Annotated in this window: 20 protein-coding genes and 1 pseudogene; 13 read left to right on the top strand and 8 right to left on the bottom strand. The window is 68.8% G+C overall.

The annotated features are described in order from the left end of the window. Positions 1–185 precede the first annotated feature (185 nt). The 5 genes from ACWDO5_RS15120 to ACWDO5_RS15100 all read left to right on the top strand — a co-directional run bounded on the left by ACWDO5_RS15120 (position 186) and on the right by ACWDO5_RS15100 (position 7,433). Positions 186–560 (top strand): PepSY domain-containing protein, encoded by a 375-nt coding sequence (locus ACWDO5_RS15120; protein ID WP_450530727.1) that lies wholly within the window; start codon positions 186–188, stop codon positions 558–560. A gap of 430 nt (positions 561–990) precedes the next feature. Beyond that, complete coding sequence (locus ACWDO5_RS15115; RefSeq protein ID WP_450530726.1) at positions 991–2,094, top strand: FAD-binding oxidoreductase; 1,104 nt, start codon at positions 991–993, stop codon at positions 2,092–2,094. Between the two features lie 84 nt (positions 2,095–2,178). Next, positions 2,179–3,129 carry an SMP-30/gluconolactonase/LRE family protein gene (locus ACWDO5_RS15110; RefSeq protein ID WP_450530725.1) on the top strand — a complete coding sequence of 317 codons (951 nt, stop codon included), beginning with the start codon at positions 2,179–2,181 and terminating at the stop codon, positions 3,127–3,129. 1,167 nt (positions 3,130–4,296) lie between these two features. Next, a complete protein-coding gene (locus ACWDO5_RS15105; RefSeq protein ID WP_450530724.1) occupies positions 4,297–4,974 on the top strand; it encodes a serine hydrolase in 678 nt (225 codons plus the stop codon). Between the two features lie 569 nt (positions 4,975–5,543). Next, a complete protein-coding gene (locus tag ACWDO5_RS15100; protein WP_450530723.1) occupies positions 5,544–7,433 on the top strand; it encodes an ABC transporter ATP-binding protein in 1,890 nt (629 codons plus the stop codon). Positions 7,434–7,719: 286 nt separating this feature from the next. Here ACWDO5_RS15100 and ACWDO5_RS15095 read toward each other — a convergent pair whose 3' ends face one another. Together ACWDO5_RS15095 and ACWDO5_RS15090 are read right to left on the bottom strand one after the other, a co-directional pair. Then, the gene (locus ACWDO5_RS15095; RefSeq protein ID WP_450530722.1) at positions 7,720–7,956 is read right to left on the bottom strand and encodes a MerR family DNA-binding transcriptional regulator; all 237 of its coding nucleotides are present in this window, start codon (positions 7,954–7,956) and stop codon (positions 7,720–7,722) included. 252 nt (positions 7,957–8,208) lie between these two features. Then, on the bottom strand, positions 8,209–9,510 hold the full coding sequence (locus ACWDO5_RS15090; RefSeq protein ID WP_450530721.1) for a cytochrome P450: 1,302 nt from the start codon (positions 9,508–9,510) through the stop codon (positions 8,209–8,211). Positions 9,511–10,951: 1,441 nt separating this feature from the next. Between ACWDO5_RS15090 and ACWDO5_RS15085 the strand changes: the two genes are divergently transcribed. Continuing rightward, the gene (locus ACWDO5_RS15085; RefSeq protein ID WP_450530720.1) at positions 10,952–11,206 is read left to right on the top strand and encodes a hypothetical protein; all 255 of its coding nucleotides are present in this window, start codon (positions 10,952–10,954) and stop codon (positions 11,204–11,206) included. A gap of 277 nt (positions 11,207–11,483) precedes the next feature. Here ACWDO5_RS15085 and ACWDO5_RS15080 read toward each other — a convergent pair whose 3' ends face one another. Next, entirely contained in the window at positions 11,484–12,251 is a 768-nt protein-coding gene (locus tag ACWDO5_RS15080) for a LysR substrate-binding domain-containing protein (protein WP_450530719.1), read from the bottom strand. 71 nt (positions 12,252–12,322) lie between these two features. Between ACWDO5_RS15080 and ACWDO5_RS15075 the strand changes: the two genes are divergently transcribed. Beyond that, the gene (locus ACWDO5_RS15075; RefSeq protein WP_450530718.1) at positions 12,323–12,727 is read left to right on the top strand and encodes a DUF5997 family protein; all 405 of its coding nucleotides are present in this window, start codon (positions 12,323–12,325) and stop codon (positions 12,725–12,727) included. 360 nt (positions 12,728–13,087) lie between these two features. On the opposite strand, the pseudogene ACWDO5_RS15070 reads toward ACWDO5_RS15075, so the two are convergent. Continuing rightward, a pseudogene (locus ACWDO5_RS15070) lies at positions 13,088–13,486 on the bottom strand (phosphotransferase); the annotation flags it as partial. Between the two features lie 101 nt (positions 13,487–13,587). On the opposite strand from ACWDO5_RS15070, the gene ACWDO5_RS15065 reads away from it, so the two are divergent. Both ACWDO5_RS15065 and ACWDO5_RS15060 read left to right on the top strand, forming a co-directional pair. Beyond that, positions 13,588–14,412, top strand: coding sequence for an LLM class F420-dependent oxidoreductase (locus ACWDO5_RS15065; protein WP_450530717.1), 825 nt, complete (start codon positions 13,588–13,590; stop codon positions 14,410–14,412). Positions 14,413–14,515: 103 nt separating this feature from the next. Then, positions 14,516–14,944 (top strand): TIGR03668 family PPOX class F420-dependent oxidoreductase, encoded by a 429-nt coding sequence (locus tag ACWDO5_RS15060; protein WP_450530715.1) that lies wholly within the window; start codon positions 14,516–14,518, stop codon positions 14,942–14,944. 485 nt (positions 14,945–15,429) lie between these two features. Here ACWDO5_RS15060 and ACWDO5_RS15055 read toward each other — a convergent pair whose 3' ends face one another. Continuing rightward, positions 15,430–16,050 carry a TetR/AcrR family transcriptional regulator gene (locus tag ACWDO5_RS15055; RefSeq protein WP_450530714.1) on the bottom strand — a complete coding sequence of 207 codons (621 nt, stop codon included), beginning with the start codon at positions 16,048–16,050 and terminating at the stop codon, positions 15,430–15,432. 144 nt (positions 16,051–16,194) lie between these two features. Between ACWDO5_RS15055 and ACWDO5_RS15050 the strand changes: the two genes are divergently transcribed. Beyond that, a complete protein-coding gene (locus tag ACWDO5_RS15050) occupies positions 16,195–17,412 on the top strand; it encodes a cytochrome P450 family protein (RefSeq protein WP_450530713.1) in 1,218 nt (405 codons plus the stop codon). Between the two features lie 233 nt (positions 17,413–17,645). Here ACWDO5_RS15050 and ACWDO5_RS15045 read toward each other — a convergent pair whose 3' ends face one another. The 3 genes from ACWDO5_RS15045 to ACWDO5_RS15035 all read right to left on the bottom strand — a co-directional run bounded on the left by ACWDO5_RS15045 (position 17,646) and on the right by ACWDO5_RS15035 (position 19,394). Beyond that, positions 17,646–17,879 carry a hypothetical protein gene (locus ACWDO5_RS15045; RefSeq protein WP_450530712.1) on the bottom strand — a complete coding sequence of 78 codons (234 nt, stop codon included), beginning with the start codon at positions 17,877–17,879 and terminating at the stop codon, positions 17,646–17,648. Between the two features lie 303 nt (positions 17,880–18,182). Further along, positions 18,183–18,866: a GntR family transcriptional regulator gene (locus ACWDO5_RS15040; protein ID WP_450530711.1), complete on the bottom strand. Its 684-nt coding sequence runs from the start codon at positions 18,864–18,866 to the stop codon at positions 18,183–18,185. 27 nt (positions 18,867–18,893) lie between these two features. Continuing rightward, complete coding sequence (locus ACWDO5_RS15035) at positions 18,894–19,394, bottom strand: VOC family protein (protein ID WP_450530710.1); 501 nt, start codon at positions 19,392–19,394, stop codon at positions 18,894–18,896. Positions 19,395–19,532: 138 nt separating this feature from the next. Here ACWDO5_RS15035 and ACWDO5_RS15030 point away from each other — a divergent pair, with 138 nt between their 5' ends. From ACWDO5_RS15030 to ACWDO5_RS15020, 3 genes are all read left to right on the top strand, one after another. Beyond that, positions 19,533–21,713 carry an alpha-ketoacid dehydrogenase subunit alpha/beta gene (locus ACWDO5_RS15030; protein WP_450530709.1) on the top strand — a complete coding sequence of 727 codons (2,181 nt, stop codon included), beginning with the start codon at positions 19,533–19,535 and terminating at the stop codon, positions 21,711–21,713. Positions 21,714–21,742: 29 nt separating this feature from the next. Continuing rightward, the gene (locus ACWDO5_RS15025) at positions 21,743–23,875 is read left to right on the top strand and encodes a 2-oxo acid dehydrogenase subunit E2 (RefSeq protein ID WP_450530708.1); all 2,133 of its coding nucleotides are present in this window, start codon (positions 21,743–21,745) and stop codon (positions 23,873–23,875) included. A 287-nt stretch (positions 23,876–24,162) separates the two neighbouring features. Then, positions 24,163–24,945, top strand: coding sequence for a glutaminyl-peptide cyclotransferase (locus ACWDO5_RS15020; RefSeq protein WP_450530707.1), 783 nt, complete (start codon positions 24,163–24,165; stop codon positions 24,943–24,945).

Genomic DNA, 24,945 nt, shown 5'->3' with positions numbered 1-24,945 from the left:
GCGGTCCTTCACGCGGGACGCGGTCCGACCGGCGGCGCCCGGGTGACTCTGCCATGGGCCCGCCCTCGTCCGGTCCGCCCCCCCGGAGGGACCGCTTTAACCCGCTCTTAGCACTCGCGCAGCGCGGCCATATCCCGGCTCGGGCGAACCTCGGAACACCACACCGCATTTGCAGGAGGTTCGCCATGAAACGCACGTCCGTGATCCTGCTCACCGCGGGAGCGCTGGCTGCCGCGATCACCGGAACCGCTCTCGCGGGCGGCAGCCAGGACGCGACCCCCACGCGGAACACGTCGTCGGCCGCGACCGCGACACCAACCCCGGTTCCGACGTCCGATGCGACGGCGGGTCCGTCCGCGACTGCGGGCACGTCGGTGAGTCGCGGGCGCGCCGGCGAGATCGCCCTTGCCCACGTAGGCGGTGGGAGCCTCATCGAGGTCGAGCCGGAGGTGGAGCACGGCCGTCCGGCGTGGAGCGTGAAGATCCTCAAGAACAGCAGCCAGCACAAGGTATACGTCGACCGGGACAGCGGCCAGATCATGAGGGTGGAACAGAAGTAGGCCGGCAACGATCGCGGCCGTGATGACCAGGGCGGCGTCACCGACAACCGCTCCGGGACTGACGACCACCGTGGCCACCACGGCGGTCACCACAGTGGCCCTGAACACGCGGGGCCGCTTGAAGCGCCGCTGGCGCCGGGCAGGCGAGGGGGTGCACCACCTGATCGACCCGCGCTCCGGGGCCCCAGCCGCCCGCGAGATCGCCGCGGGTCACGGTGGTGGCCGCCCAGGCGCACTGGGCCAAAGTGCTGGCCAAGGCCGTCCTCGTCGCCGGCGTGCCCGCCGGAACGGATCTGCTGAACGAGCAGAAGACAGCGGGACTGATCGTCCCCTGCGAGAGCGCGCCGGTGCGCTCCGGCTACCTGGAAAGGTACGAAACATGGCCCAAGCTCTGGTGGTATCTCGCCCGCGCCGGCGGACTGACCGCGTGGTGGCTGGTCTCTCTGCCGTGCTGTGGGGGCTGCTGCTGTCCACGCGCGTGTTGGGCGGGCGGCCTGCCCCGGCGTGGCTGCTGGACCTGCACCGGCTGCTCGGCGGGTTGTCCGTGGTCTTCACCGGTGTTCACATGACGGCCCTGTTCATGGACGAGTGGGTGTCCTTCGGCTGGGCCGAACTGCTGGTGCCGATGGCATCCGAGTACCGGCCCGGCGCTGTGGCCTGGGGCATCGTCGCGCTCTACCTCCTCCTGGCGATTCAGGTCACCTCCCTGCTCAAGTCGCGCCTGCCCGACGCGCTGTGGCGGTGGGTCCATCGCAGTGCGTTCGCCATCTTCGTACTGGCCGGCGTACATACCTTCACCGCGGGCAAGGACGCGGGCGGACCGCTGGTGCGCTGGAGTGCGGGCATCATCGCCGCAGCGTTCGTCTTCCTGACGACCTACCGACTCGCGGCCGGGCGCAGGCTCAGCCGGGCAGCAGCCCGGACAGCGGCGCCCCTCGGGCCGTCCGAGGCCTCCGTGGCGGGGCCGGCTGTTGCCGACCGCGCCCCGGGCCGGGGTTTCCACCGGCTTACGGTCGCCGATGTCAGCCGGGAGACCGCCGACGCAGTCTCCGTCGCCTTCACCGTTCCCGCAGACCTCACGCGCGTTTTCCGCTTCACCCCGGGACAGCACCTCACCCTCAAGACCGTCATCGAGGGGCAGGAGGAGCGCCACACGTACTCAATAAGCAGCGGTGTCGGCGACGGCGAGCTGCGGGTGGCCGTCAAGCGTGTCCCCGGCGGCCGGGTCTCCACCTGGATCACCGGCGAGCTGCGCACCGGTGACACCGTCGAGGTCTCCCCGCCCGGCGGTCACTTCACCACTGAGCCCAACCCGCTGGACGAACGCCAGGCGACCGCTCGTAGCCTTGCGCCATCGCCGGATCGAGCGAACCGACCGCTGCAGCTACCGGTTCAAGCTCGGCCGGCTGAGGATGCGGCAGATGTCGGTGTCGGAGCGGGAGGCCGGGTCGGTTTCGGCGGCGCGGTGAGCGAGGTCGCGTGGGACATATGGGGAGGATCTCCGCCGTGGGCGGCAAGTTGCGAACCAAGGTAAGGCGAGATTCATGTGCTTCTCAGAGTCCGCTGATTTCCTGTGCTCGTCGAGTCCCATCCCCATTCCTCCCGGAGGCCCCAACCCATGCCTCGGAACCACCCCACACCGTCCCGGCGCGCCGTCCTCGGTGGTGCCGCCCTCGCCACGCTCGCCCTGGCGACCGGCGCCGGCTCGGCGAACGCCGTGTCCGCCACTGAGACCTCCGCGTGGCCGACCGAGTTCCCGCTCCCGAACGGCTTCCTCCCCGAGGGGATCGCCATCGACAGCAAGCCGTACGCCTACATGGGCTCCCGCGCCAACGGCGCCGTCTACCGCACCAACCTGCGCACCGGCGAGGGCAAGGTGATCTATGAGGGCGAGACCGGCACGGTGGCCAACGGGCTGAAGCTGGACCACGACGGCCTGCTCTACATCGCCGGAGCCGCCGGAGGGACCGCGCGGATCGTCGACTCCCGCACCGGCAAGCTCGTCACCACTTACCGACTGACCGCGACGACCCAGTTCATCAACGACGTCGTCCTGCTCGGCAACCGCGCCTGGTTCACCGACTCCCGCGACAGCGTGCTCTACGGCGTACCGCGCGGCGGCACGGGAGAGGTGCGCACCCTGTCGCTCAGCGGCGACTGGGTGCAGACGCCCAATGCGTTGAACGCCAACGGCATCGTCGCCACGCCCGACGGCCGGGATCTGATCGTCGTCAGCTCCACCCCCGGCAAGCTCTACCGCGTGGCCCTGGAGACCGGTGAGGCCACCGAGATCGCGCTGAGCGGCGCGGCAGACGTCGTCAACGGTGACGGCCTCGTCCGCATCGGCCACACGCTGTACGTCGTACAGAACCGACGGAACATCATCACCGTCTTCGACCTCGACGCCAAGGTCACCACCGCCACCCTGAGCGGCACGATCACCGACCCGCGCTTCGACGTCCCCACCACCGCCGCCCGCTTCGGCGACCGCCTCTACCTCGTCAACGCCCGCTTCACCAGCCCCCAGACGCCCGACACGACGTTCAACGCCGTCGCCGTCTCCCTCTGACGTACGCGGAAGCCGACGTACACCGAAGGGGCGGCACCCCGCACAGGGTGCCGCCCGTTCTTCTTGCGTGCCGGAGCCGCCGCGTCGGTCAGGGCTTGCCTCGCGCGCGGCGACCATCCACCGTGACTCTGTCGCGCATTCGAGAGCGAATACGCGACACATGAACGCGGCGACGCCACCCGCTCCACCGCCTCGCGTAGCCGGTCCGGGTCTGGAATCACCGGCTTCGGCTAGGGCATGACGTGCTGGCGCCGCCTGGCCGAGTGGACCGAGGCCGGAGTGATGCCTCGCGCTCCCCGAGGTGCTCCTCGCCGGCATCGAGCCTGTTCACCGAGGCGGCCCAGCCGTCCAACTTCGAAGCGTCCAGCTGGGCGTGTATCAAGAGCCCAACATATGGATGCGGCACAGCTGACCGGGCTAAGGATCTGCTGGAACTGCTTCTTCTCGTACTCAATCCAGTCCGCCAACGCGCCGGAGCATCCAGGCGCGCGGCATGTTCCTCGATGACACCCGCAGCAGCACCGCCCAACTCACCCCCCAAGCGCCGCGAGGCGCTCACCGGCAAGGGTGGCGCGGAAAGGCCACATCACCGGGACCAGGGGCGGCGTTGCACGACATAGCGGCGCGGGGGCAGGTGCAGAGGGCCGGGGAGCGATGGGCCTTCGTGTTCGTCCCATCGTCAGGCGGCTGTCTGCGGTGAGCACGTTGCGCCTTTGAGGGGAAACCGCGCCGAGATGCGGCGCGCCTCAACCCGGAAAAGACTATGGGCATATTTTCCGTTTTGGTTGCCGCCCGCTTGTGCGATTGAGGTTCCCGGTGAATCCGATTGGTACTGCCTGTTCGCCCCGGGGGATGGGGCAGGAGCCTGTCTCGCCCGACCCGGGCAGACACGGCGAGGTCTGCGCCCGTCGGGGGCGGATGCAGAGGGCGCTGGCATGCTCAGCTGCGGGCGTGCTGCTCACGGGCTGCTTCGCTGCCGGTCAGAACGGAGTCGGTGACCGGCGTGGACGCCCCCCGGCGCAGAGCCCGGCGCCGGTGACGTCGGGGAACAGCAAGTCGGCCAAAGCGCCGCCAGGCAGCCCCGGCACGCGGGCGCCGGCCCCGACGGATGTGAACAGTGTGCTCGCCCGTTCTCTCGAACCGATCCGAACGCGGAGCGGCACTCGGGTGTCGGTTGCTGTTCTGGAGCCCAGGGACGGTCGGCGGGCGGTGTACGGCTCGCAAGTGCACGTCACCGCCAGCCTGGCGAAGGTGAACATTCTGGCGGCCCTGCTACTGCGCGCCCAGCGCGAGAGACGGCCGCTCACCCGGTGGGAGGCATCGACCGCCGCTTCGATGATCCGGAGCAGCGACAACGACTCCGCCAGTGCCCTGTGGCGGCGTATCGGCGGCGGCCGAGGACTCACTGACGCCAACAGGACCCTGGGGTTGGCCTCCACCCAAGCGGGGCCAGGCCCCCACTGGGGCCTCACCCGGACCACCGCGACAGACCAGCTGGCCCTGCTGTCCGCCGTGTTCGAGGACCATTCACCGCTGAATCGAGCCTCACGCGCCCTGATCCAGACCCTCATGGGCCAGATCGACGCCGACCAGGACTGGGGGGTGTCCGCGGCAGGCAGACGTTGGCAACTCAAGAACGGCTGGCTGCTGCGCACCCACTCCCAACGCTGGGCAATCAACAGCATGGGGCGGGTCAAAGCACACGGGAGCACGTTCTACCTCGTGATCCTCTCTCACGGCAGCCGGAGCATGTCCCACGGCATCTCCGCCGTGGAGCAGGCAGCACTGTCAGCCGTACATGTCCTTTGCAGCACTCCCCCTCCTGTGTCCCCGATCATCCGCTGACCTCTGCCCTGCCGGCCCGAGGGCGCAGCTCCTACTCATGGAGAAGGAGGGCCTGGTGGGCGACCTTCAGCGGCCGTAGGGGCTGGCGGCGCAGCCGGCGGCAGATGCGCGCGGCCGCACTGGAGGGTGCTGGGCAAACCCCGAATGAACGACAGGATGCCGCCCTCTACCGGACAGCGGGCGCGCCCAGCCTGGACCGCGGTCCGTGGACGCACGCTCTGGTCGTGTTCTGGCGGATGGCGGACGGCTGGCACTGCACTCCCCCGGACGCGAACGACGATCCAGCCCTGAACGCCGCCCGGACCCCGCCTTTCGACTCGGTGACCAGGAACAGACCGCCGGTTACCTCGACCCTCTGACTGGTATCCAGCGGGCGTAGCGAAGGCGATGGTCACCCCGCCGACCACCGACAGCGCATGAGTGGGAGTGAGCCTCGAAAACGGGCCCGCTGAGGATCGAGAGGAATCGGTTGACCTCAAGTTTGGTTTAGGTCATAGCGTTCTGGGTGCGCCCCGGGCCACGCCGGCCGACGGGAACCGCGTCGGCCCACCAGATTCCGGAGGCACCCCATGGACATGGAAGTCACCGCGTGGACATCGCTGCACAGTGCGATGAACGCCCAGCAGGACCGGAGACCCTTCTCCCGAGCCACCCTGCGCCGCATCGCCTCCTTCGCCCGGCCGCACCGCCCGCAGCTATACCGCTTCCTGCTGCTCAGTGTGGCCACCGCCCTGCTCGCCGTGGCGACACCTGTGCTCGCCGGCCGTGTCGTCGACGTGATCGTCAAAGGCCAACAGACCGGCACGGTCACCCGGCTCGCGCTGCTGATCGCTGTCATCGCCGTCGCCGAGGCGGGGCTCGGTCTGCTCACCCGATGGCTGTCGGCCACTCTCGGCGAGGGGCTGATCCTCGATCTCCGTACGGCGGTCTTCGACCACGTCCAGCGGATGCCAGTCGCCTTCTTCACCCGCACCCGCACCGGCGCACTCGTCAGCCGGCTCAACAACGACGTCATCGGGGCCCAACGAGCCTTCAGCAACACCCTCTCCGGCGTCGTCTCCAACCTCGTCACCCTGCTGATGACGCTTGCCGTGATGCTCAGCATCTCCTGGCAGATCACCCTGCTTGCCCTCGTCCTGCTGCCGGTGTTCGTTGTCCCTGCCCGCCGGATGGGCTCCCGCATGGCCAAGATGCAGCGCGAGGCCGCCAACCACAACGCCACCATGGGCACCCAGATGACCGAGCGGTTCTCCGCTCCAGGCGCGACCCTCGTCAAACTCTTCGGACGCCCCGCCGACGAGTCCGCCGAATTCGCCGCCCGGGCCCGCCGGGTGCGCGACATCGGCATCCGTACAGCCATGGCCCAGTCCGCCTTCATCACCGCCCTCACCCTGGTGTCCGCCCTGGCCCTCGCCCTGGTATACGGACTCGGCGGCTACTACGCACTGCGCGGCAGCCTGGACCCGGGAGCCGTCGTCGCCCTCGCCCTGCTCCTCACCCGCCTCTACGCCCCGCTGACCGCCCTGGCCGGCGCCCGTGTCGAGGTGATGAGCGCCCTGGTCAGCTTCGAGCGGGTCTTCGAGATCCTCGACCTGAAACCACTGATCTCCGAGAAGCCAGGCGCCCGCCGCGTGCCGGACGGGCCGGTGTCCGTGGAGTTCGACGGAGTCCGCTTCGGCTACCCCTCCGCCGACAAGGTCTCCCTCGCCTCCCTCGAAGAGGTCGCCACTCTCGACTCCCGCGGCGGCACAGAGGTTCTGCACGACGTCTCCTTCCGCGCCGAACCCGGCGGAGTGGTCGCGCTGGTCGGCTCCTCCGGCGCGGGCAAGTCCACGATCGCCCAGCTCATGCCGCGGCTGTACGACGTTGACGCCGGTTCCGTTCGGCTGAACGGCATCGACGTTCGCGACCTGACCTCCGACTCGATCCGCGAGACGATTGGCATGGTCACCCAGGACGGCCACCTCTTCCACGAATCCGTCCGTGACAACCTGCTCCTTGCCCGGCCCGACGCCGCCGAGGACGACATCTGGGACGCCCTGCGCCGCTCCCGCCTGGCTGGGCTGGTGGCCTCGCTGCCCGATGGCCTGGACACCGTCGTCGGCGAGCGCGGCTACCGGCTCTCCGGCGGCGAGCGGCAACGGCTGACCATCGCCCGGCTGCTGTTGGCCCGCCAGCGGGTCGTCATCCTCGACGAGGCGACTGCCCACCTCGACTCCACCTCCGAGGCGGCCGTCCAGGAGGCGCTCGGGGAGGCACTCGCGGGCCGTACCGCCGTGGTGATCGCCCACCGGCTCTCGACCGTACGAGCCGCAGACCTGATCCTGGTCGTCGAGGAGGGCCAGGTCGTCCAACGCGGAACCCACACCGAACTCCTGGCCGCCGGTGGCCGCTACGAGGAGCTGTACCGCACCCAGTTCGAACACCCGGGACCGGACGAGGCACACGCCGTCCATTGACCCCGCCGCACCGAATGCGACCAAGTCCGCATCGGCGACGGGCAGATCGATGCCCTTCCCCTGTCGCCACGACTGGCACGGCGATTGGAACTACACCCTTCGCCCCTAGGCGTATGCCCAGGTCAGCGTCGGGACCGTGACCAGACGGCCGGCCCAGGAGTGCGGCCGCGCCTCCTAGGCGGAGCAAACCCCTGAATGAGTGGTGACGGCGTGTGGTGGGGCACTGAGCTGTGGTTCGGCGGACCGGAGCCACTGCGCCGGCTCGGCCGCCGCCGGATTCGGTGGCCTACCACGAACGTAGGACATCATCACCGAGTGATGCTCGGCTACCACGCGGTCGCTGGGTGGCATGCGGGTCGTGCACAGCCCACTCGTCGTACACCCGCCACCCCTTGCCCGTACGCCGCGCCTCCGGCAGACCCTGCTGCTCGTAGTAGCGAATCGACCGTCGGCTCGCTCCCGTGCGCCAGGGGGTGCGGGTGAGCGACTGGGACACCGAGGGCAGCGACCGAAGGCCGGTCATCTCGGCGGCCGGCCGGGCGTGTTCGGGGTCCAGGTCACCCTAGAAGGTCTCACTCGGTTTGAGCGCCCTGATGAAACCTCGCGGCTCGTCCACCTCCCACCGGCAACTCGTCCGCCAAGGGCCCATGGGCCCTGCCAGGCCCCGTGGACGAGGAGAAGAGCAGGCGACGTACTCCTACGGCCTCCGAACCGGCCAGCCCTGACACGGCATCCCGATGAGGAACGCAATTGACGGGCTCGGGCCCTCCCGGCACTAGTTGCGCCGGAACCCGGCCAGCAGCCGCCAGATCCCCGAGGGCTTCGCCTTCTCAAGGGCGGCCGGGGTGGAGGGCCTGTATTCGGGCTCGGCCGGCTGCCAGTTCTCCGAGCGGACGTATTGCACCGGGAGCGAGCGCAGGCCGCTCATCAACGGGGAGGAACGCCAGGGCAGCTGGTCGGCCGGCAGCGCCAGCCGCAGATCCGAGAAATGCTTGAACAGCCGCTCCACACCGACCGCCACGATGGTGGTCGCGAGGTCCCGGCCGGGGCACTGGTGCGGTCCGGCGCCCCAGGACAGATGGGCGCGGCTGCTGAGCCCCGAGTTCCTGGCGACCCCTTCCGCGAAGACCGGGTCGTGATGCGCGGCCGCCGGGGACACCATCACCGGGTCGCCGGCCTCGATCATGAAGCCGCCGAGCCGGGTGGGCGCTACCGGAAAGCGGAAAGTGAGGTTCTGCATGGGCGGGTTGGCCATCGCCGCTCGGTTGACGGTCTCACCGAGCATGCCCGCCGTCAGGCTGGCCCGGGCGCCCGAATTACCAGTGATCACCTCGACCACGGTGTTGCACAGCAGCGCTCCGACCATGTCCGCGGTGGTGTTCAGGACCAGCATCAGCTGCCAGGCCAGCTCCTCGTCGTCCACCGAAGGATCCGCGGCGATCAGGTACGAGGGGATGTCCTCACCGGGCCGGGCCCGTTTCTCCGTGACCAGTTTGCGGAGCGTGGCCATCAGGCGCCCGACCGCGGCGGGTGCGTCCGGACCCGCGTCCAGCACCTGCCAGGCGTCCATGGTCGCCTCGTCGTCGGCCTCGCCGAATCCGAGCAGCTGATTGGTCACCATCAGCGGCAGCGGCCGTGCGTACTGGCCGCACAGATCGGCGCTTCCGGTGATTCCCGCGCCCTCGGAGAAGAACGAGATGAGTTCGTCCGCGTACTGTGTGGTCAGCGCCTTCAGCTCCCTGGCGGCGGGCCAATTGAGATCCTGGAACGGCTTGATGGCGTACGTCATCGCCGCCCGGGCGGACCTGTGCCGCTCGTCGTCGAAGTAGACCATCATGTCGCACTCCAGCGTGGGCAGCATCGGCCAGTCCGCCGATATCCTGCCCTCGCGGTGGGCCCGCCAGTGAACCAGGCTCTTCTTCCACAGGCTTTCGTCACGAAGCACCGACAGTGCTTCGTCATAGCTGAGAACCAGCCAGACCGGAACGCCCATCAGATGGACTGGCGCCACCGAGCCGTACCTGGCGCGCAGCCGGCGATACACCTCGGAGCGCCGGATATCGTAGTCGTGGGTCATCAACGACTCCACAGCCACCATCTCGAGCGGCATCATCGGGCGAGTTCCTCTCTGAGCGGTCCGCGCAGCTCCACCGGCCGGGACAGGACCGGAGGGCTTACGAACCAGCCCAGACCTGAAAAGTCACGCCGACACAACGGACTTGAAGGGTCCGGGCAGTGGCTGATTCTGTTCGTTGACCCTATCGAAGGCGGTTGGCCGCTCACAACACTCTGCTGAGAACTGATGGGCACAGAGTTGCGACGACTGATCAACCTGGCACAGCGTACCAACGGCCTCCCGCCGCGTGGCCGGACGCACGAGTGCGGGGACCGGCGCCGTCCGGCACCGGTCGCCGCGTCTCCCGCCGATCGGGGTGACGGCCCGTTACTTCAGATAGACCAGGCCGTCATTCGTGATGTTCGGGCGGCCGCTGGTGCCGACAACGTACTGCCCCACCTTCCCGCGGGAACTGCGGTCGGCGGCGGTGATCCGGACCGAGGACGGCGGTCAGTCTTCGGCGAGCAACGTAGCCACCCGACCGGCTCCGGCTGACGGCACGTTGCCCGTGATTTACGAGACACTCCGTGCCGGGACCGTAGCAGCGCCAGGCCGGCTTCGTCGTACGGGATCTCGCGGCCCAGCTGAAAGCGGGCAACACCTCCGTTGGCCACACTGCGTGCCCCTGCGACCGAGCCATCCCCGAAAGTCTTCCCCGATTGAAGACTCGGTTCGCGAACCGGCGTCGCGGCTGAAGTCTCGGCGCGCGTCAGCCGCCGCCTCGGCTCAGGACCGCTCTGGCCGCGGCGTCGTGCAGGCTGTCCACGGTTGCCATCTGGTTCGTGGCCCGGTCCATGAGCCCTTGGAGCCGTGATGTATCGACGCGGTCCGACTCCGACGCTACGTGCATCAGTGCCCGCCACAGTAGGTGTTTGCCCTGGATGCGCTGCGTGGTCTGCCCAAGGCGGGCGAAGGCGTCAGGAGCCGGGGGGGGCAACGAACCGAACCAGCAGTTCCGAGAGTTGAGCCAGGACAGAGCATTTTCTGACAGGATTTACGAGTGCCCAGTGGCGCAAGAAGCTCGACCGGCAGATCGTCCCCCACCGAACCCGATCTTCAACGCCCAGGAGTCCCCATGAGTGTCGTTGCCGCTTCCAACGTGTCCGCGCGTTCGCCTTGGCCGGCCGGAGGCGCCCTTCTGCTGGCACTTCTCCTGGTGGGGTGCGGCTCCCCGTCCGACAGCGGCACATCAGACGACAGCAAACCCTCGAGCACGCCCACGAGCAAGGTCACCGCGCACGCGAGCCCCAGCAGGTCCACCAGCGCGCCCACCACATTGGCTCCGCTCCCGCCCCCGCCGATCGCCTCCGACGGCATGCGTTACTCGGCTTGCGCGGATGGCACCTGCGAGGTCGCTGTGTCCAGACCGGTCGACATCGTCCTGGACCGCGGCACCCTCTCCGTGACCAAGGTGAAGCCCGATGACAGCCTCAACTTCGAGCTGACACTCGCGAACGGTGGCCAGGCTTCCGGCACCATGAAGGGCACCTGCGGCACCACTGCCACATTCCATCAAAGCGGCGGTGGTATGAGCACCACTACCTGTGGGGCCAGCAGCACCCCGACGCCGCCTGCCCCGGAGTCGGGAGCGCTCAAGATGCAGCTGGCTGGGTGGAACTCCGACCACGCTGCGGTATTGCGGCTGGTGTCGGGTTGACAACGACTGCTCAAGGAAGGGCGAGGTGACGTTGCTCCGGTTGGGTCGAAATCATCGGCTTGGGGACGCTGGTCCCCGCAACGGGGAGTCACCCCGGCTTGCTTTGGCCTCCGCAGGCGAGGGCTCCGACGCCACACGTGCACGCTGGCCGTCGTCGGCGAGGGCCAGCTGGACGTCCTCAAACCCGCCCGCACCAACCCGCTGCACGCCCTCCTCCTCCGCCCGACCGATCCGCCGGGTGAACGCTGCCCGGAGCCCACGGATGCGCGACACCCGGCTACGACCGGCGGCGGGGTTTGCCACGCTTGCCGCCTTTGGGGCCGCCGGATCCGCTCCGTGGGCTCTTGCCGGTCGACTTGCCGTCTGCGGGCTTCCGCCGTGCGCCGCCTGTGTCGGGGTGCTTGCGCTTCGGCTGAGCCAGGGCCGGGGCCGGAGAGCGACCCCGTGAGCTGTTGACGGTCCGCCCACGGACGATCCCGATAAAGTCCTCCACCAGATCGGTGGTCTCGTCCTGCGGCCACGACAGCGCGATACGCGACTCGGGGGCGTCCGACACCGGCCGATAAGTGAGGTCCTTGCGGTGGTGCAGGCGGGCGAGTGACTGCGGGACGACGAGTAGTCCCACTCCCGCCGCCACCAGTTCGACGGCGTCCGCCGTCGTAGCGGGACGCTCATTCGCGGGCCGTCCCGGCCGACGCTCCCAGTCGAGGGTGTCGTCGAGGGGATGCAGCACTACGTCGTCGGCCAGATCCTCGGCGGACACTTCGTCGACCGCCGCCACGACGTGGTCTTTCGGGACCACGACCACGGTCGTCTCGGTATAGAGGGGGATCGCGCTGAGGTCCGTCCGGTCGATCGGCAACCGCAGGAGACCCGCGTCGGCGCCACCGCTCCTCAACGCGTCGGGTGCTTCGGCGGCGGACACCGCGATCAGGGTCAGCGGGACGTCGGGCAACCGCTCGTTCCAGATCCGCACCCACTTGGTGGGCGTCACCCCCGGGACATACGCCAGCCTGAACGAAGGGGTTGCTTCCGAGCCTGTCACTCCGCCAGGTTACCGGTCGTGGTTACCGGTCATGGTCGGCGGTAGCGCACACGCTCGATACCCTTGACACCATGACGTCGCACCAGACCACCCAGACGATGAAACCCGCAACCGCGGCGAAGAAGCTGGGCGTGTACCTCAAAGCCACCCCCGCCGAGTTCCAGGAGGGTGTCGTCTCGCGCACCGAGTTGAGTGCGCTGCAGGCCGACCCGCCCGAGTGGCTGCTGGAACTGCGACGCAACGGCCCGCATCCCCGGCCGGTGGTCGCGGCGAAGCTGGGCATCTCCATCGCAGGTCTCGCGCGTGGCGGAGTCACTGACGCCCTCACCACGGAGCAGATCGACGCGCTGAAGGCGGACCGTCCCGAGTGGCTGCAGCGGGAACGTGCTACCCAGGCCGAGGTTCGGAAAGAAACGGTGCGCATCAAGGAGAAGAGCGCGGCGCGCGGCGATCAACCCCGTCAACCGCGTGCCTGACCTCCATCCCTCGACAATGCCGAGTTCGTCGACAGCGGCGGCACGAACGGCCTCGGCGTGCCGAGAGCGCGCCTGGCGGGCGGTTCCCGGTTCGCCGGCGTCATCTGCGGTAGTAAGGCCGGCCGGGCGCCGCGGTCGGTTCTTCACCGGATCCAGGGCGTCGGCGACCGCGGAGTCGTTGAGCACCGAGGTGCACCAGGCGAAGTGCTCGTCACCGCCGCCCGGGGCGAAGGCGTCACTCGTCGCCAGCGCGTAGGCGGCGCGGTACAACAGCAGGTCCTCGACGCGGTAGCCGAACTCGTCGGCGAAACGCGTGGTGAGCAGCTGGGTGATCTCCGGTGCGTGCTCGGTTCCCGTGGTGAAGATCGCCGCACTGACAGCGGCGTCGAACCGGGGGTCTCCGGCCGTGGACAGGAAGCCGTAGTCCACCAGGGCGCAAGGCCGGAGATCGTCGTCCACCAGGATGTTCTCCGGGAAGAGGTCACCGTGGACGACCGCCTGGGGGGCTTCGTCCAGGGACCGCAGTCGCTCGGCGAGGCGGGCGTGCTTACCGCCGAAGTCGGTGATGTGCGCGGTGAGCAGGTCACCGCAGCGGGCGACCCGCCGATCAAGGAGGTCCGCGATGGCGGAGGCAAAGGAGGGGTGGCCCTGCCAAAGCGGACTCCGCGCCGGGGTTCTGAACCGGCGGGCCGCCGATGCGCGTCCGCCGGCACCCCGGCTCGTTCTTGCGACCGCGGGCCCGGAACCGTGCTCCGCGATGGTTCTCCCGGGTGGTCATGGCAGCGGGATCGCCCGGGGTGGGTAGTCAGCAGATCTGTGCCACTCGTTCTTTCCCGTACTCGACCCTCGACGGAGCCGTCGTGAAATTCGGAGTCTCGACCTTCATCACCGACCAGGGCATCAGCCCGACCTCGCTCGGAACCGCGCTTGAGGAACGTGCCTTCGACTCATTGTTCATCGCCGAGCACACCCATATCCCGGCGGACCGCCAGACGCCCTACCCGGGCGGTGGTGAGCTGCCGGAGATGTACTACCGCACCCTTGACCCCTTCGTCGCCCTGACCGCGATCGGTGTGGTGACCGAGCGGCTGCTGCTGGGGACCGGCATCGCGCTGATCCCGCAGCGCGACCCGATCATCACGGCGAAGGAGGTGGCCTCGCTCGACCTGATTTCCGGCGGCCGCGTGATCTTCGGCGTCGGTGTCGGCTGGAACCGTGAGGAGATGAGGAACCACGGCGCCGACCCCTCCACCCGCGGCCGGCTCGCCGACGAGCGGCTGCGCGCCATGCGAGAGCTGTGGACCGCGGAGAAGGCGGAGTTCCACGGCGAGTTCGTGAACTTCGATCCGGTCTTCGCCTGGCCCAAGCCCGTGCAGCGCCCCCACCCGCCGATCTACGTCGGCGGCGGCGAGGGCGCGTTCCGGCGGGTCGCGCAGCTCGGAGACGCGTGGCTGGCCAACAGTGTGCCGCCGCAGCAGCTCGGTGCGCAGATCGAGCGGCTGCGCGCCCTTGCCGAACGAGAGGTGCCGGTGACGGTGTACGCGGTTCCCGACGATCCCGAGCAGATCGAGGGCTACAGCCGTGTGGGGGTCGAGCGGCTGCTGCTCTACGTGCCGACGATGCCCGAGCGGGAGACGCTTGAGTACCTGGACCGGCTGGCCGAAGTCGCTGCCCCGTACCGCTGAGACGCTGGAAACCGCTGCGCCTCGGGAACGTGGGACCGATCCGAGAATCCGTAGCCGCCATAACCGCCGTGACCGCCGTGACTGCCGGAAAGGGGTGGGTGCGATGCCCGCTCTGACGAGCGCTGAGGCACGGGAGCGGTTCGCCGCTGCACGCATCGCCCACCTCGCGACGACCGACACGGTGGCCCGCCCGCACCTGGTGCCGGTGGTGTTCGCCCTGGACGGCGACACGGTGATGCTGGCCGTGGACCGCAAACCAAAGCGGACGACGCGGCTGAAACGCCTGGCCAACATCGCCGCCAACCCGTCGGTCTGCCTGCTGACCGACCACTACGAGGAGGACTGGGACCGCCTGTGGTGGGCCCGGGCCGATGGCGAAGCCCGAGTGCTCCCGTCACCGGACCGGTCCCCCGAGGCCGCCCACTGCATCAGCCTCCTCACAGCGAAATACCAGCAGTACGCCGACCTGCCACCCGGCGGACCGGTGATCGAAGTCTCGGTCCAGCGCTGGAGCGGCTGGCGCGCGTCGTGAGCCCCGTGCCGGCCGCGCGCACGGTCCGTGAACGCCGCCGGCACGGTTGAAGCCAGGGCATGGGCAACGGGGGCGCGGCGGCTGCCGGGCCGCGCCCCGGTCCTTCCCGTCTCATCCGGCGGTACCAAGCCCCGGCGTTCGCGCCGGCGGCGGTGCTCGGGCCGGCGTGCGCGGGCCCTCCCGACGTGCTGGTGGCTATGGGGCCGGCGGCCGCGGCCGCCGAGCCGGCCCGTCGGCGCTGGAACTGCGCTGGAACTGCGCTGGGCGACGCGGTGCCCGGCACGATGCGGTGCAGGGGCGACGGGTGCAATCAGCCCGCCCCCGGCTGCTGCGCCGACCACGAGGTGACCATGCAGATGGTTCAGGAGCCCCCAGCACCCCGCGCCCGGGCCACGGACGAACCGCCGTCGTCACCGACCACACCAACGCCGCCGGTCGCCGGACTGCGTGACGCGACGGTTCCGCCCGACCAATGTGGCTCTGAGTCAGCGCGAGTGAAGTATCGACAGCGCCTGCTGCAGTTGGTGCGGGGCGAGCGGGGTGCCGGGGAGTGACGCGGCGGGGGCACACAGACCGTTGAGGAAGAGGGTCAGTGGACGCAGCCATGCGCCGGGGGATGCGGCCTCAGCGGCAGGCACTGCCCGGCCGAGGGCCGCGAGGACGAAGAGCAGGTCCTCCACTGTGACGTCGTCACAGACGATGTCCCTCTCGCGGCAGCGTGCGAGTAGTTGACCGAACGTTTCGGTGTTGTGGGCGTGCAGGTCTTCCAGCGAGGGAATGCCGGGAATGGTCGTGGTCATCAGGTCGGTGACGCCCCGGTCTGCGGCAAGTCCGGTGAAGATGTGCATCACGTAGGCGACCAGACCCGTCCAGGGATCCTCGGTTTCGCGGGCACGCTCGCCCACTTCACGTGTCGCTGCCAGCAGGTCGTGGAACACAGCCTCGATCAGGGCAGCGCGGTCGGGGAACCGCCGGTAGAGCGTGGCGTTGCCGACACCTGCCCGGCGTGCGATCACGTCGAGGGGCGCCTCCACGCCCTGCTCCGCGTACACCTCCCGGGCAGCGTCCAGGATCCGTCGGCGGTTGCGCTGCGCGTCTTGTCTCACGGCTCCACGCTACCCCAAACCGTGGAGCACTCCCCACTTTCTGCTACGGTCAGGACCGGCAAACGGGGAGCACCCCCCAGTTGTCAGTGGTCGTCATTACCGCAGTCATCCGTCGCACGTCCATGACCCCGGAGGGCAGGCACCGTGACACTCGTCGAACTGGTCCCCGACCAAGCCCACTTCACCACTGATCCCCACAGCCGCTACGCACAACTGCGCGCGCAGGGTGCCGTCCACCACGTCCTGCTGCCTTCGAAGGAGTCTGCATGGCTGGTGACCGACGCCGCCGCCGTACGAGCCGCACTCGCCGACGAGCGACTGCGCAACGACATCCGGCACTCCGCCTCCTGGACCCACGACGGCGGGTACGCGATCGGGCGGAACCTGTTGCAGGTCGACCCGCCGGATCACACCCGGCTACGACGGCTGGTGGCAGGTGAGTTCACGCGGCACCGCATCCTGGCACTGCGAAAACGCGTCCAGGACATAGCCGACGGCCTCATCGACGCGATGATCCCGGTCGGGCGGGCCGACCTTGTCGACGCCTACGCCTTCCCCCTGCCGGTGACCGTGATCTGTGAACGGCTCGGAGTACCGAGCGCGGACCGGGACACCTTTCGCGCCTGGTCCGCCGAGATCGTCTCTGCCACCAGCCACGAGGCAGCTTCAGCCGCCGCCTCGGCGATGACCGGCTATCTCACCGAGCTCATCGACACCAAGCGAAGCCTGCCGCCCGCCCCGCACAACGAAGCGGACGGCTCAGCCAAAGGTGATCTGCTGCACGCCCTTGCCCACACCAACAGCACACAGGAAGAGCCATTGACACCGCCGGAGCTGCTCGGCATGGCCTTCCTGCTCCTGGTGGCCGGCCACGAGACCACGGCCAACCTGATCGCCAGCGCCGTTCACCTGCTACTCCGCCACCCTGCCCTGCTCGCCGCCCTACGAGCGGACTGGACACTCCTGGAAGGCACCGTGGAGGAAGCCATGCGCTACGAGCCCCCCGCACTGGCCGCGGCCTACCGCTACCCCGTCGAAACAATGACGATCGCCGGCACCACCATCCCCCAGGGCGACCCCGTCATTCTCAGCCTGGCCGCCGCCAACCGAGACCCGGCACTGTTCCCCGACCCGGACCGCTTCGACATCCACCGCGATCCCGCCAACACCCGCACCCACCTGTCATTCGGCCACGGCATACACCACTGCCTCGGCGCACCGCTGGCACGTATGGAAGCCGCAATCGCACTCCGAACCCTCCTCGAACACCTCCCCCACCTCGCCCTGGCGCACCCATCCACCCCTGCTGAATGGCGCCCGAGCCTCCTGCGAGGACTACACGGACTGCCCGTCACCTGGTGAAGTACCAGACACCGCACGGCGCGTAAATCACGGTGCCCGCAAGCGTGCCGTGTCGTTGGCATCGAGGATGACGCCCGGGTAGGGAGGTTGGCGGCATGGAAGTCGCCGTGGGGGCTGACCCGTTCCGTTCGCGTCGAAAGTTCGTACGCGCCCGCATATCGTCACCACGGAGGGCACATTTCGTCACCACCCCTATTGGGGGCATGACCCGGATACGCCAGAAACCTGCCCGCTCAGGGGACCCATTTGTACTTGTCTCCGCCGACCCATCTCACGACCGCGGGATCGTCGAGGTCGATATCGGTCAGCCCCGCCCGGTGCGCCAGCCTGATCACATCCAGCATGTCGTAGGCACGCCCGGCCACCTCCCCGTTGATCTCCACCACGCGGAACGGCGGGTCGCCCGGCACGACGCCGAGGACGACGATGGGGGCGGGGTGGAACGCCTCTGGAGCATCGTTGGTCATGCTTACAGCGTGTGGCAGGGGCGCGACGCGCACATGTCGAGCGGACCGGTGGGGTGAGGCCACCGCTACTTCGGGGAACCAACGAAATCCGCTGACCTGCTGATGCGCGGCCGCGTGTTGAGCGAGGATCCCGCGGGGAGGCTTGAAGATTCCCCGAGGACCCAGCGTGACGGCGCGGTGCGGAAGCGATGGCCCACGGCGGCGGCCGAAGGGCCCGCCGGCCTCGGCGCCCATTCCGTCCCCCCGGAAGACGTATCTCGTCGCTTCCCCGCGTGAGCGGTTGATCGCAGCCGCCGGTACGGCTCACTCGCTCGCGGGCCCCGTGTCGAACACTTCCGGGTGCCGGGAGAGTTCGACCCGCGTGCGGCGGATGTGCAGCTCGAGGATCCGCTCGGCGGACCGGTGGTCGCGGTCACGCAGCGCCTCGATCAGCAGGCGGTGCTCAGCGCTGATGATCCACCTGCGCTGGTCGGCGGTCAGCCGTGTGAAGGCTCGGCGGTAGTGCTGCGTGGTGTCCCACAACCGCGCGACGATGTTCGCGAGCCCGTCCGCCTGGTGATGCCGGTAGGTCGCCCAGTGCAACTGCCGGTCGAGCACCAGGAACTGTTCGACGTCGTGCGTCTGCTCGATGTGCTCCTGGAGTTCGGCCAGTTCGGCGACGTCCGCGTCCGTCAGGTGCGGCGCCGATTCGGCGAGCAGTAGTGGTTCCAGCCGCTCACGAATCTTGTAGCTCAGCTCGCACTCCCGCATGTCCATCTGCGTGACCCAGGCGCCCTGGTTGGCGCGCAGGGTGACCAGACCCCTCGACTGCAGGATGCGCAGTGCTTCACGGACCGGCAGCCTGCTGGTTCGCAGTTCTTCCGCGAGTTCGTCCTGGATGATCCGCGTGCCCGGGGCCAGTTGGCCCGACAGGATGCGCTCACGCAGCTGGTCGGCGATCCGCTGACTGGCGACAGCGGATCGCAGGGTGCCGTTCCCGTCGGACATTTGCCTCACTCCTGTCAACACTCCTGATCAGTCGAAGGCCTGCGGGTTATGGTCGAAGGCCTTGCCGTTGGGGTAGGACACCAGCTCGAACTGCATCCCCCATGGTGACAGGAAGTAGACCCACCGCTGGCCTTCGCTGGCGCCCTTGCTCGTCGTCGGCTCGCCCAGTACCCGCAGGCCGCGCCGGTGCAGGTCGTCGATCGCAGCGTCGAGGTCCTCGACGTACAGCGCCACGTGGTGGCCGCCCACATCGCTGTTACGGGGCGTCTGCGTGCGCTGGTCGGACGCCTCGTACTCGAAGACCTCGAACAGCGCTTGACCGCCGAACCGGAAGAAGTGCAGCCGGCGCATCACCGCTCGGTCGTCGACCCCCAGGTGCTCGCTCATCCAGTGACCGTCGTCCTGGTAGGGGCCCAGAGCGTACATGTACTCGCACCCGAGCACGTCCACGAAGAACTCGCGTGCCTGAGCGAGGTCGGGCACGGTGAGGCCGATGTGGTCGAGGCCCGTCAGTCCTGGGATTGGCATGATTCTCCAAATGGATCCATTGAGCTTGCCTTCGTGTGTGCTGCGGCGCATAGTCTATGGGAAACAGCCAGGCTCGGACGAGCTACGTTACTAAAATGGATCCATTCAAGGTGTTCAGTTACTTTTCAGGGAGCGCCCATGCCCAGCCGTAACCCACTGACCCCCAGCTCGCCCTGGGTCGAGCTGAGCGCCTCAGCCGATGACTGGGACGTCGCGGATCCCGCCCTGCTGCTGGGGATGCTCGGCCAGGGCCTGTGGATCCGGGCATTCGAGGAGTACGCGCTCGAACTCGCCGGTGAAGGTCTCATCCACGGTCCCGTGCACTCGAGCATCGGGCAGGAGGGCGGCGCGGTCGGATCCCTGCTGCCGCTGCGCAGCGACGACTTTGTCAACGGCACGCACCGCGGACATCACCAGTTCCTCGCCAAGGCATTCGGCCACGTCCTGCCCGAGAAGTCCGAGGGGCTGCCCGAGCTGGACGACAACGTACGCACGGTGCTTCGACGCACCCTTGCCGAGATCTGCGGTCTGTCCGACGGCTTCTGCCGCGGCCGGGGCGGTTCGATGCACCTGCAGTGGCGGGAGGCCGGGGCGCTGGGTACCAATGCCATCGTCGGCGGCGGTGTCCCGCAAGCCGCCGGCTTCGCCTGGAACCAGCTTCACGCGGGGACGGACGCTGTCACCGTGACCTACTTCGGTGACGGTGCCGTGAACATCGGCTCGGTCCTGGAGACCTTCAACCTCGCGGCGGCCTGGCGGTTGCCCATCTGTTTCTTCATCGAGAACAACCTGTACGCCGTGTCGACCCCGGTCAGCGAGGTAACGGCGGAGCCCAGGCTGTCGGGCAGGGGGGCCGGGTTCAACATACCCAGCTGGCGAGTGGACGGCATGGACGCCCTCGCCGTCAACCTGGCCATGAACGAAGCCCTCGAGCACATGCGCGCCGGCCGCGGCCCGACCATCATCGAGGCCGAGGTGTACCGGTACTTCCACCAGAACGGGGCCTACCCCGGCAGCGCCTTCGGTTACCGGGACAAGGCCGAGGAGAAGGCATGGCGTGACCGCGACCCCCTGGAGCAGCTGCGAGCCAACGTCATCCGCCGCAAGCTCGCGACCGCGCGGCAAATAACGGCCGCGCAGAAGCAGGTGGCGGCGGTGATGCAGGAGATCGGCGACTCGCTCCTGGAACAGGCGCCGGGCGGCAAGCCCGGCCAGCGCCGCATCAAGCCCGCGGCTTGGCCGGACAGCACGTTCGTCGACGCGGGTGTCCGCGGAGACCTGAGCGAACTTGACGGCAGCCGCTACGAAGAGGCCGCCACCTTCTCCGGAAAGCTGGAGGAGCGACGGTTCATCGACGTCGTGAGCGACGTGATCGGACGCCGGATGGAGACCGACGAGCGAATCGTCGTGATGGGCGAGGACGTCAACCGGCTCAGGGGCGGGACCAACGGCGCGACAAAGCGGGCGCTGGAGTCGTCCCCCGATCGGGTGCTGGGTACGCCCATCAGCGAGAACGCGTTCGCGGGCCTGGGCGGCGGCATGGCTCTCGACGGCCGGTTCCGCCCGGTGGTCGAGTTCATGTACGCCGACTTCATGTGGGTGGCGGCCGACCAGCTGTTCAACCAGGTCGCCAAGGCCCGGCACATGTTCGGCGGCGACAGCGCCGTGCCGTTCGTGTTGCGGTCCAAGCTCGCGGCCGGAACCGGGTACGGATCGCAGCACACGATGGATCCGGCCGGCGTCCTGACCACGGCGGCGGGGCTACGGGTGATCGCCCCGTCGAACCCCTTCGACTACGTGGGTCTCATGAACACCGCGCTCGCCTGCGACGACCCGGTGGTCGTCCTGGAGCACGTCGATCTCTACACGACGACAGGGATGGGACCGGTCGACGATCTCGACTACCGCATTCCCGTGGGCAAGGCGGCACTGCGACGGGAGGGAGGGGACCTCACGGTGATCTCCTACCTGTCGATGGTCAACCACTGCATGGAAGCGCTCGACCAGGTGCCGCAGATCGAGGCCGACCTCATCGATCTGCGCTGGCTCGACCGGGCCAGCCTCGACTGGGACACCATCGAAACGAGCATCAAGAAGACCAACCGGGTGCTCATCGTCGAACAGGGGGCGAAGGGCACGTCCTACGGCGGGTGGCTCGCGGATGAGATCCAGCGTCGCCTCTTCGACTGGCTCGACGCCCCGATCGAGCGCGTCACCGGTGGTGAGGCGTCGCCCAGCATCAGCAAGGTCCTGGAGCGGGCGGCGATCGCTCGTACCGAAGAAGTCGTCAGCGCCCTGCGCGACATCGCCTCGAACTGACCTCACGGCCCGAGAGCTAGGAGTAGACCATGGCAACGCTGCTTCGCGTGCCCGAAGTCGCCGCCGGAGCGACGGAAGCCGTCCTGTCCGAGTGGTTGGTGAAGGAGAACACCCCGTACAAGACCGGGGACCCCATCGTGGTCCTGGAGACCGACAAGGCCCTGGTCGAGGTGGCGGCCGAGTCGGACGCGGTGATCCTTCGCGCGCTTGTCCCCAATGGTTCCACGGTCGAGGTCGGTGCGCCGATGGCGCTCGTCGGCGACGAGTCGGAGATTGGAGCCGACGTCGAACAGCTCCTGGCGGAGCTCGGCGTCTTGGCCGGCCCGACCGGCGAGGAGCAGACGCCGGCGACACCGTCCGAGGCATCGCCAAGCACCCAGACGGCTCCGCCGGTCACCACGGAGTCGGAGAACGCCCGGGTGTTCATCAGCCCTCTGGCGCGCAGGATTCTGAAAGAGGCGGGCCTGACGACCGACCAGGTCCGCGGTACCGGTCCGCACGGCCGTATCGTGCGCCGGGACGTGGAGCGGGCGGTCGAGGAAGCCCGTGCGGTGGCGGTGCCGGCCGAGCCCGTGCCGGCCGAGCCGGTGGCCGCCCAGCCGGTGCCCGCCCAGCCCGTGCGGACGGCAGGCCCGCAGCCGCAGATCGCCGGTTTCCGCGACGTTCCCCACACCCGGCTGCGGCGCGCCGTGGCGAGCCGGCTGACCGCCAGCAAGCAGACGGTCCCGCACTTCTACGTCAAGCGGACGGCCCGTATCGATGGCCTGCTCGCCCTGCGCAAGCAGCTCAACGAGGTGTCGCCACAGAAGATCTCGGTCAACGACCTGGTGATCGGGGCGGTCGCGGTCGCGCACCAGGCGGTCCCCGACGCCAACGTGATCTGGACCGACGAGGGCATGCGGCAGTTCGAGTCGGTGGACCTCGCGGTGGCCATTGCCTCTGAGCGCGGACTGGTCACGCCGGTCCTGCGCTCAGTCGAGCGGATGTCTCCCAGCGCGATCGCGCGTGAGGTCAAGACGTACGTAGGGAAGGCCAACGAAGGCACCTTGCAGCAGGGACACTTGGAGGGCGGTTCCCTCACGGTCACCAACCTGGGGATGTACGGCGTCGATGAGTTCTCGGCGATCATCAACCCGCCGCACTCCGCCATCCTCGCGGTAGGCGCCGGACGGCCGGTACCGGTCGTCGTCGACGGCGCCGTTGAGGTCGCGACGCAGATGACGCTTGTGCTCTCCGTCGACCACCGTGCCATCGACGGTGCTCTGGCCGCGCAGTGGATTGGCCGGCGGCCGCCAGGGCAACCCGACGTCCCGGACCGATCCCCTGGGCCGGTATGTCGCCTACCGCTGCACTGCGTGTCAGTTGATGACCGCGTACGAGCACGTCGGGAACGACCTCCAGACCATCTCACACCACAAGTCGCGCGCCCCGAAGGACTGCTACCGATGAGCCCCACCCTCACCGCCGTGCCTGACACGGCATCAGCCACGGTCGACCTCGAGCAGCTCGTCGCGCTGATCGCATGCGGCACCCGCGAGGGCAAGACCCGGGCGTGCGACAACCACCGGAGGAAGGGTGCGGCCCTCGTCGGCATCGCCTCGACAGGCGCCGTCGACGCCCTCGCTGCGGCGATATGCGGCCACAAGGGGATGTGCCAGCCGTGCACCACCAAGGCCGAAGAGATCATCCGCGTCTACAACGAGGGCCCAGCGACCACGGCTGTCGCCCCGCGCGCCGCTGTCGCCTTCGACCTCGAAGGCGGTCTCATCGACGTCTCCGGAATCCGGCACCTGGCGCAAGACGCCTCGGCGTTCCACCGCGCGAGCCTCGGCTGCCCGCCCAACCACGACGTCGTGAACGCCGCCCGGCGGGCGCACGAGAGGGGTGCGACCGTCCTCGTCATGACCGGTGGGGACCGGCGCCTGGAGCAGGACGTAGCCGCTTGGCTGGCCCTGCACGACGTGCCGCCCACCCTGGTCCTGATGCGGTGCCGCGGTGACTACCGGCCCGGAGCCGTGGTGAAGCGGGAACGTCTGCGCGCCGCCCACCGCCAGTTCGCCAATCTCAGCGTCTGGAGCGCCGACCCGAACGTGACCCGCATGTCGGAGCAGGAGGGCGTCCACGTCACGGCGCTCCCTGGCTACTGGGGAGACGTGCAGTGACCGTTGGGCATTTCCGCCGGAAACCAAGAACTCGGCCCCGAGGAGCTAGCCAAGCTGCTCGGGGCCGGCCGCACGGATGACGGGCCTTCTCCGCGCTCCCAAAGTAGATTTGGCTAACGGTGGCCGGATGGCCCCTTTCCTGCCCTGGGGGTCGTCCTGTCGCTCTGCCCTGGAGGCCTCTCGTGCCCCTCATTGGATCGCGACGGTCAGTAGTCCTACGGGGTCTGACGGTCAGTGCATGCCTCATCGTGTTCTCTGGGCTGACCGGTGTGCCCCCGGCTGGCCGTATGGCAGTGCCCGCCGATCCAATGGAACTGGAAGCGAAGGTGATTCAGGTACTGCCGCATGACGCCAGCGCCTTCACCGAGGGCCTGGAAGTTCTGGCCGGCTCGCTGTACGAGAGCTCCGGAATGTACCGGCAGTCCTGGGTACAGAAGACACATCTGTCCTCGGGCCGGGTGAGCCGACGCGTGGCACTGCCCGCCTCATGGTTCGGCGAAGGCCTGACCCTAGCCGACGGCGGGCTGTGGCATCTGACGTGGCGTGAGCATACGGCCGTGTTCCGGGACGGCCGGACCCTGGCCGAGCTGCGCCGGGTGACTTACGACGGTGAGGGCTGGGGCCTGTGCCACGATCGAGCACGGGGCCGGCTCATGATGAGTGACGGCAGCGCAACCCTGTCGCTGCGCAACCCGCAGTCCTTTGAGCTGCTGGGCCGGATCGCGGTCCACGACGGTGACGGGCCCGTAAGCGGGCTGAACGAGCTTGAGTGCACCGGCACGGACGTGTGGGCCAATGTCTGGCCCACCGATGACATCGCCCGCATCGATCCCGACACAGGGCGCGTGAAGGCGACCCTGCACATCGGCGCCCTCCCAGATCTTCCGCCCGCTGCTCGGAGTCCCGGCAACGTGAACGGCATCGCCGTGGACCCTTCCACCCACGACTTGCTCATCACCGGGAAGCATTGGCCGCACGTTTACCCTCGTCGCCCGCGGTGGCCGCACGGGCCGCCAGCCTGCGGTACACGTCGTCGTCGAGCAGTGCCATCGCGTCGCCGCGGAAAGTGA

The organism is Streptomyces sp. NPDC000880, from assembly GCF_053599675.1.
This window is presented reverse-complemented; position numbering and strand designations above follow the sequence as displayed.

Coding starts and splice junctions, on each gene's coding strand:
- ACWDO5_RS15060 (WP_450530715.1), top strand. CDS start 14,516: ATGCCCGCTCTGACGAGCGCTGAGGCACGGGAGCGGTTCGCCGCTGCA.
- ACWDO5_RS15120 (WP_450530727.1), top strand. CDS start 186: ATGAAACGCACGTCCGTGATCCTGCTCACCGCGGGAGCGCTGGCTGCC.
- ACWDO5_RS15030 (WP_450530709.1), top strand. CDS start 19,533: ATGCCCAGCCGTAACCCACTGACCCCCAGCTCGCCCTGGGTCGAGCTG.
- ACWDO5_RS15100 (WP_450530723.1), top strand. CDS start 5,544: ATGGACATGGAAGTCACCGCGTGGACATCGCTGCACAGTGCGATGAAC.
- ACWDO5_RS15020 (WP_450530707.1), top strand. CDS start 24,163: ATGGCAGTGCCCGCCGATCCAATGGAACTGGAAGCGAAGGTGATTCAG.
- ACWDO5_RS15045 (WP_450530712.1), bottom strand. CDS start 17,879: ATGACCAACGATGCTCCAGAGGCGTTCCACCCCGCCCCCATCGTCGTC.
- ACWDO5_RS15025 (WP_450530708.1), top strand. CDS start 21,743: ATGGCAACGCTGCTTCGCGTGCCCGAAGTCGCCGCCGGAGCGACGGAA.
- ACWDO5_RS15090 (WP_450530721.1), bottom strand. CDS start 9,510: ATGACCCACGACTACGATATCCGGCGCTCCGAGGTGTATCGCCGGCTG.
- ACWDO5_RS15035 (WP_450530710.1), bottom strand. CDS start 19,394: ATGCCAATCCCAGGACTGACGGGCCTCGACCACATCGGCCTCACCGTG.
- ACWDO5_RS15040 (WP_450530711.1), bottom strand. CDS start 18,866: ATGTCCGACGGGAACGGCACCCTGCGATCCGCTGTCGCCAGTCAGCGG.
- ACWDO5_RS15110 (WP_450530725.1), top strand. CDS start 2,179: ATGCCTCGGAACCACCCCACACCGTCCCGGCGCGCCGTCCTCGGTGGT.
- ACWDO5_RS15075 (WP_450530718.1), top strand. CDS start 12,323: ATGACGTCGCACCAGACCACCCAGACGATGAAACCCGCAACCGCGGCG.
- ACWDO5_RS15095 (WP_450530722.1), bottom strand. CDS start 7,956: ATGACCGGCCTTCGGTCGCTGCCCTCGGTGTCCCAGTCGCTCACCCGC.